The organism is Bradyrhizobium sp. TM239 (assembly GCF_036247985.1).
GTDB lineage: Bacteria > Pseudomonadota > Alphaproteobacteria > Rhizobiales > Xanthobacteraceae > Bradyrhizobium > Bradyrhizobium ottawaense.
Genome location: NZ_BTIR01000003.1, coordinates 70,443 through 85,086, shown reverse-complemented (window position 1 = coordinate 85,086; position 14,644 = coordinate 70,443). Strand labels below are relative to the sequence as shown.

Here is a 14,644-nt window from a genome sequence, read left to right as displayed (position 1 = left end):
ATGGACGTCAGTCTTCTCATCAATGGACAGGATCAGGCCGCTTCGACAGGCAAGGTGTTCGAGCGCCGCAATCCGCTGTCGCAGGAGGTCGCAAGCCGCGCGGCCGCAGCGACCGTGTCCGATGCCGATGCTGCGGTGGCGGCGGCCTCCGCCGCGCTGCCCGCATGGTCGGCGCTCGGCCCGAATGCGAGGCGCGCTCTGCTGCTGAAGGCCGCGGATGCGCTCGATGCCAAGCGTGACGCCTTCATCAGGATCATGATGGCGGAGATCGGCACGACCGAGGTCTGGTCGGCCTTCAACGTCAAGCTGGCGGCCGGGATGCTGCGCGAGGCGGCATCGCTGACGACGCAGATCGCGGGCGAGGTGATCCCGTCCGACAAGCCGGGCTGCATCGCGATGTCCGTCCGCCAGGCGGCCGGCGTGTGCCTCGGCATCGCGCCGTGGAATGCGCCGATCATTCTCGGCGTCCGCGCCGTGGCGACCCCGCTCGCCTGCGGCAACACGGTCGTGCTCAAGGCGTCCGAGATCTGCCCGGGAACGCACCGGCTGGTCGGCGAGGTGTTCAAGGACGCGGGCTTTCCGTCCGGCGTCGTGAACGTCGTGACCAATGCGCCGGCGGATGCCCCCGCCTTGGTCGAACGCCTCATCGCCAATCCCGCCGTGCGGCGGATCAACTTCACCGGCTCGACCCGCGTCGGCCGCGTCATCGCCGAACTCGCGGGACTCCACCTCAAGCCGGTGCTGCTCGAGCTCGGCGGCAAGGCGCCGCTGGTCGTGCTCGACGATGCCGATCTCGATGCCGCCGTCGCGGCCGTGGCGTTTGGCGCTTTCATCAATCAGGGCCAGGTCTGCATGTCCACAGAGCGCGTGATCGTGGACGAGGCTGTCGCCGCGTCCTTTGTCGAGAAGCTCGCAAAGAAGGCGAGCGCGCTTCCGGCCGGTGACCCGCGCTCCGGCCCGGTTGTCGTCGGCTCGATGATCGACGAAGCGCCGGCTAAGCACGTCGTCGCACTGATCGATGACGCCATCGGCAAGGGCGCCGTCAAGCTCGCGGGCGGCGAGCGGGCCGGCACGGTCGTTCCGGCAACCGTGCTCGACCGCGTGGTGCCCGGCATGCGCATCTACACCGAGGAGAGCTTTGGTCCCGTCGTCTCGGTGATCCGCGCGAATGGCGTCGACGAGGCCGTGCGTCTCGCGAACGACACCGAGTACGGCCTCTCGGCCGCCGTGTTCGGCCGCGACGTCGCCCGCGCGCTGACGGTGGCACAGCGTATCGAAAGCGGCATCTGCCATGTCAACGGCCCGACCGTGCATGACGAGGCGCAGATGCCGTTCGGCGGCGTGAAGGGATCGGGCTACGGCCGTTTCGGCGGCCAGGCCGGGATCGCCGAGTTCACCGATCTGCGCTGGATCACCATCGAGACGCAGCCTCAGCACTATCCGTTCTGATGGCCCGAGCAGCGAAGCACCTAGGGGAAACTCCAAATGAATTCCAAAGTCCTGACGGTTCGGGAGGCGACCCTCGGTGTGCTTCGCTCGTTCGGCGTCGATCGCGCCTTCGGCAATCCGGGCTCGACGGAGCTTGCGTTTCTCGGCGACTGGCCCGATGACATCGATTACGTGCTCGGCTTGCAGGAAGGCTGCGTCGTCGGCATGGCCGATGGCTAGCGCAGGCGACGGGGCGTCCGTCCTTCGTCAATCTGCATTCGGCGGCCGGGCTCGGTCACGCGCTCGGCAATCTCTTCACGGCGTTTCGCAACAAGACGCCGATGGTCGTGACATCGGGGCAGCAGGCGCGCAGCCTGCTGCGGATGCGGCCCTATCTCTTTGCCGAGGATGCCGCGCAGTTTCCAAAGCCCTATGTGAAGTGGAGCGCGGAACCCGCGCGACCCGAGGACGTCCCGGCGGCGATTGCGCAGGCCTTCCTCGTCGCCATGCAGCATCCGCGCGGCCCGACCTTCGTGTCCGTGCCATCGGATGATTGGGCACGGCCCGCCGTCGCGCCGCCGATCCGCCACATCGCGACGGAATTTGCCCCCGACCCGGCAGCGATCGTTCGGCTCGGTGTGGCCATCGCCGCAGCCAAGAAGCCTGCCTTCGTCGTCGGGCCTGACATCGATCGCAGCTTCTGTGTCGAGGCGATGGTTGCGGTCGCCGAACAGGCGAGGGCGGCGGTGTGGGCAAGCCCGATGTCGAGCCGTTCGAGCTTTCCGGAATTGCATCCGCAATTCGCCGGCTTCCTTCCGGCAGCACCGGGAGGGCTCGCTCGTGCCTTGCGCGGGGCCGATCTGATCGTCGTGATCGGAGCGCCCGTGTTCACCTTCCATGTCGAGGGACAATGCGAATTGCTCGACGACCGAACGCCGATCTGGCAGATCACCGACGATCCGACGGAGGCCGCGTCCGCGGCCGTCGGCGACACCATCATCAGCACGCTCCCGAAGGCGCTCGTTGCGCTTCAGGCGGCATTGCCCGAAACTGCGGAGCGTCAGGCGCCGGCCGCGCGGGCGCTTCCTGCCGCGCCTGCCGCGCAAAATCCAATTCCTCCGGCCTATGCGCTGGGCCGGTTGTCGGCGCTGATGCCGCCCGATGCGATCGTGGTCGAGGAGGCGCCGTCGCATCGTCCCGCCATTCAACAATTCCTGCCGCGGCCGGGCGCCGACAGTTTCTACACGATGGCCAGCGGTGGGCTCGGCTACAGCCTGCCGGCCTCCGTCGGCGTGGCGCTGGCGCGGCCCGGCCGCCGCATCGTCGCCCTGATCGGCGATGGCTCGGCGATGTATTGCGTTCAGGCGATCTGGACCGCAGCGCAGCGCGGCTTGCCGATCACCTTCGTGATCATGAACAATTCGGGCTATGGCGCGATGCGTGCCTTCAGCCAGCTGATGCAGGCGCATCGCCCGCCTGGAATCGATCTGCCCGGGCTCGATTTCGTTGCGCTTGCCAAGGGGATGGGCTGCGTGGGGCAGCGCATCACAGATGCCGGCGATGTCGACCGCATCTTGAGCGAAGCGTTGACTTCACGTGGTCCCGCGTTGGTCGAGATCGCAGTCGATGACGCCACGACGGACCTGTTCAGCCATCCGCGCTAGCAGGCGGTATGAGGGCTGGTTCGCGCCGACAAGGCCGCCGATGGAAATCTGCCCGCGAAGGCGCGGGTCTTGGGTTGGACACGCGATCCGTCGATCACCTCGAGCCGGCCGCAGCGGTTCAGGGTGTGGAGCTTCCTGCCGGGCCACACCGGTCCGGGCTTTAGGGAATGGCGGACGATCTGCTTGAACGTCGTCGGCGACAGTTCGATCACTTCCGCCAGCGCGAGCGCAGCGCCGTATCCGTCGGTGCAGTTCTGAACCGGTCGCCACAATTTGTCGTTGATCGTGACGAAATTCCCCGCCGGCCGCGTGCTCGCACGGTCGATCAGGACAGGGTTGCTGGCATGCGGCAACCAGGGGCCCAGGAGGTGCTCGGCGTAATAGATCGCCAGCGAATCCGAATAGCCGCCGGTTCCGTCGCGCCAGGCGCCGAACAGATAGCTCAGGCCGTTGTGCCGCGTGATCGTGACGTCTGCGAGTTCAAGGCCTGAAAGCAGCGTCGCGTGCCGCTCCCATTTGTCCGGGAACCGAACGCATTTGTAGAGGGCGACGTCCCCGTTGAGCGAGCTCTCCGGGATCATCCACAACGCGCCGCCGTCTTGGATCAGGAACGGGTAGGAGAGGTGCCAGGGCTCTTCCAGCACGGGCACGACTTGTCCTACCGGGCCCGTGTCGTTGAATTCGATCGCCGATATGATGCCTTTTCCAACGCGGTGATCGAGGTCTTCGAAGAAGACGAATGTTCGTCCCTGCCAGGTCATGGGAAAGGGATCGGCGTAGAAGTGGTTTCCAGGATCTCCCAGAACGTTCCAGCTTGGACCTGATAGATCTCCGGTCTGCCAGACGCCCGCGCCGTCATTGAAGCGCCACCCGACATGCCAGTGAGGGGCATAGCAGCACAGGCGATAGATCTCCTTGGCGATCGACACGGCAAGGCCGCGCGCGACATAGCCAACGGGGCCACGACGCGGGCCATCCGCTGCCGGACGCGCCAGTTGAGGCACAAGCCGCGGTCGTCCCGATAGGATCGCCGCCACCATGGTCAGGGTTCGCGCCATGACGGTTTCGAGTGCGCCGCTCAGGCCGGCGGCAATTTCTCCGGATGGACGGCCGCGATCGAGGACCGAACCGTCGACCTCGTTGACGATGTCGATCACCGGCAGGTCGCCAGCCAGAATGGCGGCGAGCGCGGCGTTCTCGCCTGCAACGCCATTGAACAGCGGACGGAGATACAGCCGGGCGGAGCCGTTCGGATCGCGCGCGCCGCCGGTGAAGTCGACGATCACGTCGGCTGTCTCGGTGCGAGCCCGCGTCGGTTCCGGTATGACGTTCAGCCTGTGGACGCCGCTGTGTTTGCCCTTGTGCAGCACCATGCGTTCGAGCTTGAACAGGGCGTCGAGACCTGCGGGCCGCGGCTCGGCCGTCGCCGTCCACGCGATTTGAACCGGAACTTCCCGGCCGTCGATCAGCAGCGTCTCGCGACCCATCCACCGCCGCGCGTACTCACGTTCACAGCGAAACTCGATGATCATGTCGAGCCCATCTATTCCAATCGTCCGGTCAGATGACCTGGCCGAGAATTCGAACGTATTCCTCCACCATGGCATCAACCGAATAGCGCAGCCGCAGGCCTTTGGCGTTTTGTCGCAGTTCGTCGCTTAGATGTTGGTCCGTCAGCAGCCTGGAGACGGCCGCGGAGAGCTTCGCATGATCGGAAGCGTCGACGAAGAGTGCAGTCGGTCTTCCTTCGTAGGACAACACTTCGCGCAGGACGGGAAGATCGGTGACGACGGAGGGAACACCGGCGTTCGCAGCCTCGACCGCGGCCAGACCGAAGGTCTCGGCCTGTGTCGGGAATACGAACACGTCCAGGCAGGCGAGAAACTCCGCCATCCGGCTGGGCTGGATTTCCCCGAGCAAATGCAGCCTGTCCGACACCTTCAATTCACTCGCCAGCAGCTTCAGCCGGGCCTCGTCGGCTCCCTGGCCGGCAAGCGCAAGGTGCCAGGATGGTTGATCCGGTAACAGACGTATCGCCAGGTCGAGACGCTTGTGCGGATGCAGCCTCGCTGCGCAGCCGAGCAGTATGCGATCCGGCGGCAGGTTGAACTTCTGTCGCGCGGCCTCCTTCGACAGGGTGAGGGCCTTGTCGTCGAAGCCGTGCGGGACATGCACCATGCGCGACCGGTAGGCCGCGGGGTAGCGCGAATACTCGCGCTGCATGTCCTGCGAATTGAGCGTGATGCGGTCGAAGAAGCCAAGGCTACCCATGAAGATGTCAGCCGTGCGGACCGGCCAGCTCATCGCCAGCGCGGATGAAACCTGATTTGCGATGACGGGTGCGCGGCTGACGAGGCGCGTCACGCCGCCGCCGATGACGTTGCCGAAATGCTGGAAGGTCAGGACGGCGTCCGGCTTGATGGTGCTGATATGACGGCCGAGTGTCCACAGCATCCGCAGCAGCGCCACCGGATTGCCCGGCCGGCTGGGCGCGCAGTAGAGCGTATCGGGCGGCTCGTCGAAGGAATCCGATTTGCGGAAGAAGAACAGATTGGTGACGCGGTAGCCGCGCGCGGTCAGCCCGGCGCCAAGCAGCCTGGAGATCTCCTGCGCACCGGCGTTCTCGGCCTGGGTTTGCGCGAGAAGCACGTGCAGCTTTCGTCCGCTGCCGTTCGGCCGCGCGAGTGCCGTCGCAGCCGTCTCGCCCAATTCCCTGTTCGGCTTATAGTGGAGCACGGATCCCGACCCGCTAAAGAAACCAAATCTTCACCTTCTTAACTCCGTACCTATCATGCGGGCATCGCGTGGACACCGACTAGCAACAAACGGAGTTAATGCCAGGCCTGGCCGCCGACATTGTTCGCGCAGCCATTTCACCGGTTTCCGGATGCTGCGCAGCGAGCGCGTTAACCAATCGATCTTGCGCGCCGCGAGCGCGTGATCGCAGACCGCCGGGGGAGGGCGTGATTGACGCTTAGTCGCTGGTGTCGGCGCCGCGCACTGCATAATTGCCGCGTTTCAAGGCGGAGAAGCGCAACAGCACGAGGATCGAAGGATCCACCCCTGTTCGCCGGCGGCAGAGGACGTTCAGGGCAATGGTCGCAAGCGCCAGCGACACGGTGGCCGAAATCGCCGCGCCAAGCACGCCGAGCCAGGGAATGAGGATGAGAAATCCCACGAGCCGCAGCGCGACATTGGCGGCAACGACGGGAACATAGATTCGTTCATGGCCGGTCAGCTGCAGGATTGCAGCAGACGGGCCGCCCGCGGCCTGGATGGCCGTCCCGATGGCGAGCACGGTCAAGACCGAGTGCTGTGCGGTGAAATGAGGTCCGAACAAATTGAGGAGATAGGGGCCGCCGATCCAGATCGTGGCGAGCCCGGCGACCACGCATAGCGCGGTCACCTCCGCCATCAGCTGCAAGGTTCGCTCGAACTCCTGGTGGTTCTTGCTGAAATACAGCGAGGGAAGCCGGCGCGCTCCGAACGTGTACAGCGCCGCAGACAGCATGGCGAAGATGTTGGCGAGGCGCGATGCGGCAAAGTAGATTCCGGCGGTCACCGGATCCAGCATCCAATACACCAGAATGACGTCGAAATACTGGTTCGCGGCTTCGAGGATGGATGCGAGCCAGAAGTGAAGAGCGCTCGAGCGCCAGCGGGACGTTTCGGAGCGCGCCGCCGTATCGCGCAAATCCGGCAGCACGCGCGCGATCGAGATGATTTGCGCAACCAGGCCGACCGACATGGCAATGGTCATCACCGCGATCAACTCGGCGGGATCGAGTTGCCGATGAGCGAGCAGCATGGCGAGCAGGAACAGGACGACGATGACTCGCCAGAAGAACTCGCGATTTCCTTCGCCTGTGAGAATGCTGACCAGCGAGCGTGCGATCTGGCTGCCAAGCATCACTCCGGCATTCACGGCCGTGTAGGCTGATACCGCAAGTATGAGCAGCCACCCATCGCCTCTCATGTCCGCCGCGATGGCGATCCCGGCGATCACGATCAGCATTGCGACCGAGGTAATCTTGAAGCTCGAGAGGAGGACACCTTTGGTGAGGTCCGGCCTGTCGCCGACTTGGTACTCGTTCAGGAACCGCACCAGCAGCGATTCCTGGCCCACCAGTCCCACGACGGCAGCGATCTGGGCAACCGAAAGCCAGGTCGCAAAGATACCGAAGCCGTCCGGCGACATCGTTCGTGCCGCCAGCGAAAACAACGCAAACGCGAGTGCGCCGCTACCAACCTTCAGCAGGATGGTCCCGACGACACCGCGCGTGACGTCGCGCCGCATGAGCTGGAGGATGGATTTGATCATGGAAGTTTAAGGAGCTGCTCTCTCCTGAAGAGACATGTTCCGATACCGGTGACAATCTAGCATGCCGAAAAACCGCGAGTGTTAATGCGGGGCATCCAGGATCTCGCCTGCGGCGTCGATGTCTCGGTCATGCCGGTTGCTTCACTGTGGAACATCACCGTCCCCGTTGTCCCAAATAGACCAGGGCCGAGCTCAGGCCGACTGACGGCATAGCGCCGCATCGACGGCCGAGAAAGGCGAGATCAGCCGCTTGAATGCGAAATGGCTCGCCGGGATCGACCGCAGAACGGCCAGAAACCGGAATTTACGGAGAATCCCGAGCAAGAGGCGTGCCGGCCTTCGTCTGGGCGGCCGGCTCCCCGCTTCATTAACCTCGATACCGAGAATTGATCGCGTTTGGTCCTGCGATGCGACATCAGGCCGGAGAATTGCACGTGCGGCTTGGTTGACCGTGGGAGCCTGGATCATGACGGCGGATAGAACTGTGACCGAGCCGATCGACACAGCTGGCACTTCGACGATTGTCGCGGACATCGCGATCGTCGGCGGCGGCCTTGCAGGATCGCTTGCGGCGGCCGTGCTGGCGCGGGCGGGGCATCGCATCGTCCTGATCGACAAGCGGGCGGTCTATCCGGACGAGTTCCGGGTCGAAAAGATCGGTGGCCATCAGTTGGCGATGCTCCGCAAGCTGGGCTTCCTCGATGCGCTCGAGAATGTCGCTTGTCGATATGACCAGGTGCTCAATATCCGGGAAGGCAAGGTGGTCGATGTCAGCGTCGGCCAGGCCTACGGGTTTCCCTATGCCGATCTCGTCGCCATGGCACGCAGCCGGATACCCGATCCATCCGATCTGATCGTCGACGAGGTCACCGCGATCAGTTGCAGCGACGACGTCCAGCATATCGAGCTGGCCTCCGGACGGCGCGTGACTGCGCGCCTCGTCGTTCTGGCCACGGGCATGGCGGGAGCTCTCGGCTACAGACTCGGCATCAGGCGGCGCGTGCTGGCCGAGCGCCATTCGGTTTCGTTCGGCTTCACGATCGCCCGCCGAGACGGTAGCCCGTTCGATTTCGAGGCGCTGACCTGCTATGGCGAGCGCACGGCGGACGGCATCGACTATCTCAGCCTGTTTCCGGTACGCGCCGGCATGCGGGCCAATCTCTTCATGTTCCGCGACCCGACCGATCCGATCATGCGCGAGCTGCGTCGTGAACCTGAAGCGACCGTTCTGCGTCTGCTGCCGGGATTGCGGCCCTATCTCGGCGATTTCCGCGTCACCGACCGGGTCCAGAACTGGGTGATGGATCTGACTGTCGTCGAGGGACATCTCCAGCCCGGCGTCGTGCTCATCGGCGATGCCTTCCAGACCAATTGTCCCGCCGCCGGCACCGGCGTCGCCCGCCTGCTGGTCGACGTCGATCGTCTTTGCACCGAATATGCGCCGCGCTGGCTCACGACCGCCGGCATGGACCAGGAGAAGATTGCGCAGTTCTATTCCGATAGCGACAAGATCGCGGCGGATCAGCAGTCTCTGAAGATGGCGCGCTTCCGCCAGGCCCTGACGTCCCGCAATGATATCGGCTGGGATGTTCGGCGCCGGTTGCACTTCCTGCGGCGCAGCCTGGCCCACCGCGTCGATCAGATGCATCCCGGCTGGCTCGGGCGTGTTCGCGGGGCGTTGCGCGCCTGAGTTCCGCGGCCTTCGCCTGTCGTCTTTCAGCGCGTGGGCGTTGGCGTGCGGGCGGGCAGGAGCCGCAAATCCGACAGCCGCTTGGCGGCAAGCTTCAGCCACGGCGCCTGCTTCAGCGCGAACAGGGCGATGGCGCCTGCGGTGCTGCCGGCTTTCGTGACCGCCCACATCGGCGAGGGCTGCCCGCCGAACAATTTCTTGTATGGCTCGTCACCAATGGTGAAATCGAGCATTTGGTCTCCGCGTTCGATACAATCGCGCGCCACCTGCTCGAACATCAGCGCGCCGAGCGACTGGCTCTTGTATCCGGCAATGTCGAAGGCGCTCATGATGATGAGGAAGCTGCCCTGATGGCAGAGGCCGAGCACGGCGGCGATCACCTCGCCGTCCATCTTCATGGCATAGAGGCGCACAAAGCTGCCGAGACCACGAAGGGCCACGTCGGAATAGAAGCCGAAATATTCGGGACGCTGCAGCAGATCTCCGTCGCCTTGCGCCTGAAAGCGCGGACCGCGAAACTTCCTCATCACGTCCAGCGCCTCGAGCACGGAGGCGCTGTCGTTGCAGCATGAGAAGCTCAGCGCGCCCTTCTTCTGGAGTTGGCGATATTTCTTTGCGAGCTCCTTCTGATAGGAGCGATCGATCGCACCGGTCCGCCATTGCTCGAACGGCGCGACGAGCACCGTCGCGTAGGCGTTGGTGTCCATCGATACGCGGCGCGATGCGGCCAGCAGGTTCTCGATCGGAAGCCGCCCGTCGGGCAGCTTGGTGATCCGGAGCAGATCGAAAGGGCGAACGAGGCGCCGAATCTCCGCGCAAGCGTCCGCGTCATCGAGCAGTTGCGAGAACACTTTCGGGCTGCAAACCGGCGCCAGATAGTCGGAGACGCGGAGGTCGGCGAACTCGACGGTTCGGATCGGACCGCGCCGGATCCGAAGCAAGGGCAGCACCATCGCAAGGGCGCCTGTCGCGCGGTGGCGGACCACGACGACCAGAGGTGTTGCACCCGCATCCGACGCGAGCCTGGTGTAGAGGCTGTGCAGCCAGATCGGATGCTGGAACGCCGTGGCGGCCGAGCGATCAAACAGCTCGGCATATTCCGGAGACAGAAAGTCGAACGCCTGCTCGATGGCGATGTCGAACGTGTTGCTAAGCTTGTTCATGCGCAATCAGGGAAACCGGATAAGTCGCGAAGTCGATCGAGCCGTGGCTACGCTTTATAGCAGGGTCGTTACGGGCTAGACACCGGCGGTGTGCGATTTGCATTAACGCGCTCAACCACGTTCGTATCGTTACCAAATTCTTAAGGCCCGGAGCCGCTTGGACCTGCAGCCGGGAGATCGACCCGTGCTGGCGAGCTGCTGCCTGCGGCGGATCATCGACCTCGGCTGCAAGGATTGCGCCGCAGCCCGCGCGCCACCCATCGCCCGAACAGTGCAGGCAGCGATCTGCCTGGGCGCATTTCCAAGACCCTTCATTCGTGTAAGATGACTGGGACGGTCCTGAATACGCAGAAGATGTCCCTCCTTTCACGCCGAGAACTGCTCGATACGGCGACGCGTATCATGGCGCTGGCCGCATGGCCCGGCTGTGCAGCCGCTGACGACTATCCCTCCCGCCCCATCAGGCTGGTCATTCCCTATACGGCTGGTGCCGCCGGTGATCAGATCGGCCGTCCCTGGGCCGAGAGGATCACCTCGCTGCTGGGGCCGATCTATGTCGAGAATATCGGCGGCGCGGGCGGTGCGATCGGCTCCGCCGCGGTGGCGCAGAGCGCACCCGACGGCTATTCGCTTCTGCTCGGCAATGGCAGCACCCAGGTGATGATTCCGTTGTCCTCCGCGCAGCCTGCCTACGACACGGTTCGCGATTTCCGCGCCGTCTATCGCCTGATCACCAGCACGCTGGCATTCGCGGTTCATCCTTCCCTGCCTGTGAAGGACCTGCGAGAGCTGGCAGCTTTTGCGAAGGCCAATCCGGGCAGGCTGTCCTATGGCACTCCGGGGGTGGGCACCGGCAATCATCTCATCGGAGAGATGTTCAGGCAGCAATCCGGTGTTGCAGCGGACTTCGTCCACGTTCCTTATCGAGGCATGGGCCCCGCCACCAACGACCTCGTCAGTGGCCAGATCTCGTCGGTCATTGCCGTGGTCTCGAGCCAGATCCTGCAATTGCACCATGCGGGCAAGCTGCGGCTGATCGCCGTGACGAGCGATCGGCGGCTGAGCGGCGCGCCGGACATTCCGACGGTGATCGAATCCGGCATGCCGGGCCTCAGATATGCCGGCTGGTTCGGCTTGTTCGCTCCAAGAGCGACCCCGGATGTGATCGTGGAGCGGATCGCTGCTGCGACCCGTACGGCGATGGCCGATCCATGGTTGCAGGAAAACTATCGCTCGCAAGGTCTGGAGCCGGACGTCGATTCAGGCCCCGACAAGTTTCAGCGCCTGGTCGAGGACGAACTGGCCCGCCTTGCACCCATCGTCAAGTCGATCGGGCTCAAGCGCGACTGAGATCAGGCCAGGGCGCCTCGCAGCCAAAGGGTCGTAGCGCTCGGCCTCCGGGAATCTCCGCCGATTTAAGCAACGCGTCCGTCCTGTCGCAACTCTCGCCAGCCGGATCGGCACTGGCGATCTCCCGGCCGTAGGAGCAGCATTGACTTAAGTCAACCGCTGCCATGGCCGATTGGCGCGAGTGTGGCATGCTCGCTAACGTCAATTTCCGGGCCTTCGCCGTGGCAGGCGAGGGGAAACCGCGGCGGCACGTCGACGGGCGGACGTTTGGCATCGTTTGGCGGGGACGTAAGACGTCCTGGGGTGAATTGAGGGCGGGTGGGTTACCATGATGCTACAGTTCCTCGCCGGCACGCTGGTCAGCGTGATCAATATCGGGCTCCATGCGCTCGTGACGGTCGTCGCCGTCGGGATCGCGCGCAGCGCGGGTTTGCGTCACTCCGAGCGACCGAAATTGCACCTGATGGGCGTCATGATCGCAACCGCCGTGGTGCTGAAGGTCGCGCACATGCTGGAAGTCCTGATGTGGGCCGCGGCCTACGGCATCGTCCAGGCTGCTGCTGCGGGCAGTGACCTGCTCTACTTTGCTTTCGTCAACTATACCACGCTCGGTTACGGCGACATCACGCCGGTACGCGAATGGCGGCTGATCGGCCCGTTCACGGCCATGAACGGCGTGCTGCTGTTCGGCTGGTCCGCCGCCATTCTTTTCGAGGTGTTGCGCAAGACGCTCGAGCATCTTGGGCTGACTGAAGCGCCTGGCCCAGTTTCACGCCAGCCATGAATGCGGCTTCGGCGAACGGCGCTCCGGATCATTGGTCAACCGCGATTCGACGTCTCGCCAGTTCAAGGGTACAGATCGAGGCTGGCGAGCCGGTTCCGATCGAGCAAGACGATCTGTCGTTGGGTGTTGCCGATGAAGCCGAGGATGCCGAGCTCGTGCAGGCGCGACAAAGCCCGCGACACGGTCTCCAGCGTCAGGCCGAGATAGTCGGCAATATCGCGTCGCGACATCGGGAGCGCGATGACGCCCGCCGCCGTTAGCCGCTTGTCCATTTCGAGCAGGAACGCCGCGACCCGCTCCAGTGAGGTCTTGCGGCCGAGCAATAGCATGTGGTCTTCCGCGTGCTGGAGATTGTTCGCGGTCATGCTGAGCAGGTTTTTGGCCACCATCGCATCGCTCTCGGCCACCGTTTCAAGGCTTTGTCGCTTGATCAGGCGAACCGTGGTGTCGACGACCGCTTCCGTCGTGAATCGATGCTCCCCGCCGTTCTCGAGCCCGAAGATGTCGCCGATGAGATGGAATGCGCCGATCTGCCGGCGACCATCCGACAACAGCTTGTAGCTTCGCACCGCACCAGCCTTGACCTGATAGACATATTCGGCGGGCTCCTTCTCGCCGTAAATCTCGGTCCCTTTTCTGTACGAAAATTCGCTTAAAGTGACGATCGCATTTGAATCGCTGGTCATGCCGAGGTCACGGAGGGAATTGGGACGCAGTGCGAAATCGGTTGTGATGCGAACAAACATGGGCCAAGTCCTCAGCTCATCGCCGAATTTGGTCCGTTCGGCGAAGTATTTTCGCTGTTCGGAATGCGCCGCGCTGTCCCGCTCCCGCCGAAGCTGATTTACGACCAAGGCGGTATTTCAATCCATTGTCCCTAGGTTCATTGTACCAAGGGACAGCTCTGGCGCTTGGTGCGCGGAATGAGAAAGCGCTGTTGCTGCGAGGATTTGGTTCATTGGAGCAGATATTTCGGTTCTGAAGCTGTTGAAGACGACTTTGTCGAGCGAGAGGACGTCAATGGTGCTCGCTGGAACTGGCCGAGAGGTTGAAGGTGCCGGGTCTCGTTCACGTGGTTGATGACGACGAATCCTTTCGGACCGCGATCACACGGCGTCTGAAGCTCGCGGGCTATGAGGTCGCGACCTATGCGTCGGCACTGCAGTTGTTGGAGGCCGCGCTGGATCACGAGCAGGCAGCGTGCATTCTGCTCGACGTGCGAATACCGGGATTGAGTGGCCCCGATTTGCAGGCTCGATTGATCGCGTCCGGCTCGGCGCTGCCGATCATCTTCCTGACGGGGCATGCAGACACGCCGACCACCGTGCGGGCGATCAAGGCGGGAGCCGAAGACTTCCTGACCAAGCCGATATCCTCCGAGCACTTGATCGATGCGATTGAGCGCGCTCTGGCGGGTCAGAGGACGGCCCGCGTTCAGCGCAGCAAGCTGGAGACGTTTCGGACTCATCTGGCCACGCTGACGCAACGCGAGCGTCAGGTGTTCAATCTCGTCGTGCGCGGCCGGATCAACAAGCAGATTGCGCATGAACTCGGGACGACCGAGCGCACCGTGAAAGCCCACCGCCATCAGGTGATGGAGAAGATGCAGGTTCATTCGCTTGCGGAACTCGTTTCGATCGCGGAGCGGCTTGGAATGCTCGGTGCGAACGAACATTAGCTGCTTTGTCATCGCAAGCCCGGTTCCCACGGTGTGACTGCCCCAAAGGACAGTATCAAGGCGTGTTGACAGTGCTCCGCGAGCCGTGCGCAATGATGCACAGGCGCCGGGTCGGCAACGCAGAGCAAGCGTAGGCAGTATTCCGCCGCCGGCACAGCGCTCGCAGCTCGTTCACCTCCCGAAAGGCAGATCGCCTTGCCGCTATGCCGGTCCGTTTTTGTCGTCGATGACGATCCGTCCATGCGGACCAGCCTGAACAGGTTGCTGCGCGGGCACGGTTTCGACGCCACGCTGTTCGAGTCCGCGGGGGCGTTGCTCGAACACGACAAATTCCACACCGCGATCTGCATCGTCCTCGACATCGGTCTTGGTGGAAGATCCGGCATCGACGTACGGCAAAGACTGGCTGAGCAAGGCGTCATCGCCCCGGTGATCTACATCACCGGCAACGACAGCCCGGCGAACCGCGCTGCGGCGCTTGGGTCCGGCTGCCTCGCCTATCTGACCAAGCCCTTCACGGCGGAGTCACTGATCGGATCCATTGAACGCGCCGGCATCTCCTGAGA

Annotated in this window: 11 protein-coding genes and 1 pseudogene; 7 read left to right on the top strand and 5 right to left on the bottom strand. The window is 63.8% G+C overall.

Annotated elements, in window-relative coordinates; all coding sequences use genetic code 11:
* Both AABA84_RS06710 and mdlC read left to right on the top strand, forming a co-directional pair.
* Entirely contained in the window at positions 1–1,449 is a 1,449-nt protein-coding gene (locus AABA84_RS06710) for an aldehyde dehydrogenase (protein WP_338311669.1), read from the top strand.
* A 36-nt stretch (positions 1,450–1,485) separates the two neighbouring features.
* Positions 1,486–3,092 (top strand): annotated as a pseudogene (gene mdlC / locus AABA84_RS06705) (benzoylformate decarboxylase).
* Here mdlC and AABA84_RS06700 read toward each other — a convergent pair.
* The 3 genes from AABA84_RS06700 to AABA84_RS06690 all read right to left on the bottom strand — a co-directional run bounded on the left by AABA84_RS06700 (position 3,089) and on the right by AABA84_RS06690 (position 7,413).
* Positions 3,089–4,624 (bottom strand): glucosamine inositolphosphorylceramide transferase family protein, encoded by a 1,536-nt coding sequence (locus tag AABA84_RS06700; RefSeq protein ID WP_338311668.1) that lies wholly within the window; start codon positions 4,622–4,624, stop codon positions 3,089–3,091. The pseudogene mdlC and the gene AABA84_RS06700 overlap by 4 nt on opposite strands.
* Before the next feature lie 28 nt (positions 4,625–4,652).
* On the bottom strand, positions 4,653–5,828 hold the full coding sequence (locus AABA84_RS06695; RefSeq protein ID WP_338307426.1) for a glycosyltransferase family 4 protein: 1,176 nt from the start codon (positions 5,826–5,828) through the stop codon (positions 4,653–4,655).
* A gap of 238 nt (positions 5,829–6,066) precedes the next feature.
* Positions 6,067–7,413 (bottom strand): lipopolysaccharide biosynthesis protein, encoded by a 1,347-nt coding sequence (locus tag AABA84_RS06690; RefSeq protein ID WP_212248623.1) that lies wholly within the window; start codon positions 7,411–7,413, stop codon positions 6,067–6,069.
* A 466-nt stretch (positions 7,414–7,879) separates the two neighbouring features.
* Between AABA84_RS06690 and AABA84_RS06685 the strand changes: the two genes are divergently transcribed.
* Positions 7,880–9,103, top strand: coding sequence for an FAD-dependent oxidoreductase (locus AABA84_RS06685; protein ID WP_212248687.1), 1,224 nt, complete (start codon positions 7,880–7,882; stop codon positions 9,101–9,103).
* A 26-nt stretch (positions 9,104–9,129) separates the two neighbouring features.
* Here AABA84_RS06685 and AABA84_RS06680 read toward each other — a convergent pair whose 3' ends face one another.
* Positions 9,130–10,266, bottom strand: coding sequence for a GNAT family N-acetyltransferase (locus tag AABA84_RS06680; protein ID WP_212248624.1), 1,137 nt, complete (start codon positions 10,264–10,266; stop codon positions 9,130–9,132).
* Positions 10,267–10,620: 354 nt separating this feature from the next.
* On the opposite strand from AABA84_RS06680, the gene AABA84_RS06675 reads away from it, so the two are divergent.
* Positions 10,621–11,616, top strand: a complete 996-nt coding sequence (locus tag AABA84_RS06675) for a Bug family tripartite tricarboxylate transporter substrate binding protein (RefSeq protein ID WP_212248688.1) — start codon at positions 10,621–10,623, stop codon at positions 11,614–11,616.
* Between the two features lie 328 nt (positions 11,617–11,944).
* Entirely contained in the window at positions 11,945–12,400 is a 456-nt protein-coding gene (locus AABA84_RS06670; RefSeq protein WP_212248625.1) for a potassium channel family protein, read from the top strand.
* 62 nt (positions 12,401–12,462) lie between these two features.
* Here AABA84_RS06670 and AABA84_RS06665 read toward each other — a convergent pair whose 3' ends face one another.
* A complete protein-coding gene (locus AABA84_RS06665; RefSeq protein WP_212248626.1) occupies positions 12,463–13,146 on the bottom strand; it encodes a helix-turn-helix domain-containing protein in 684 nt (227 codons plus the stop codon).
* Between the two features lie 308 nt (positions 13,147–13,454).
* Here AABA84_RS06665 and AABA84_RS06660 point away from each other — a divergent pair, with 308 nt between their 5' ends.
* Positions 13,455–14,078: a response regulator transcription factor gene (locus tag AABA84_RS06660; RefSeq protein WP_212248627.1), complete on the top strand. Its 624-nt coding sequence runs from the start codon at positions 13,455–13,457 to the stop codon at positions 14,076–14,078.
* A gap of 195 nt (positions 14,079–14,273) precedes the next feature.
* Positions 14,274–14,642, top strand: coding sequence for a response regulator transcription factor (locus tag AABA84_RS06655; RefSeq protein WP_212248628.1), 369 nt, complete (start codon positions 14,274–14,276; stop codon positions 14,640–14,642).
* Positions 14,643–14,644 lie beyond the last annotated feature (2 nt).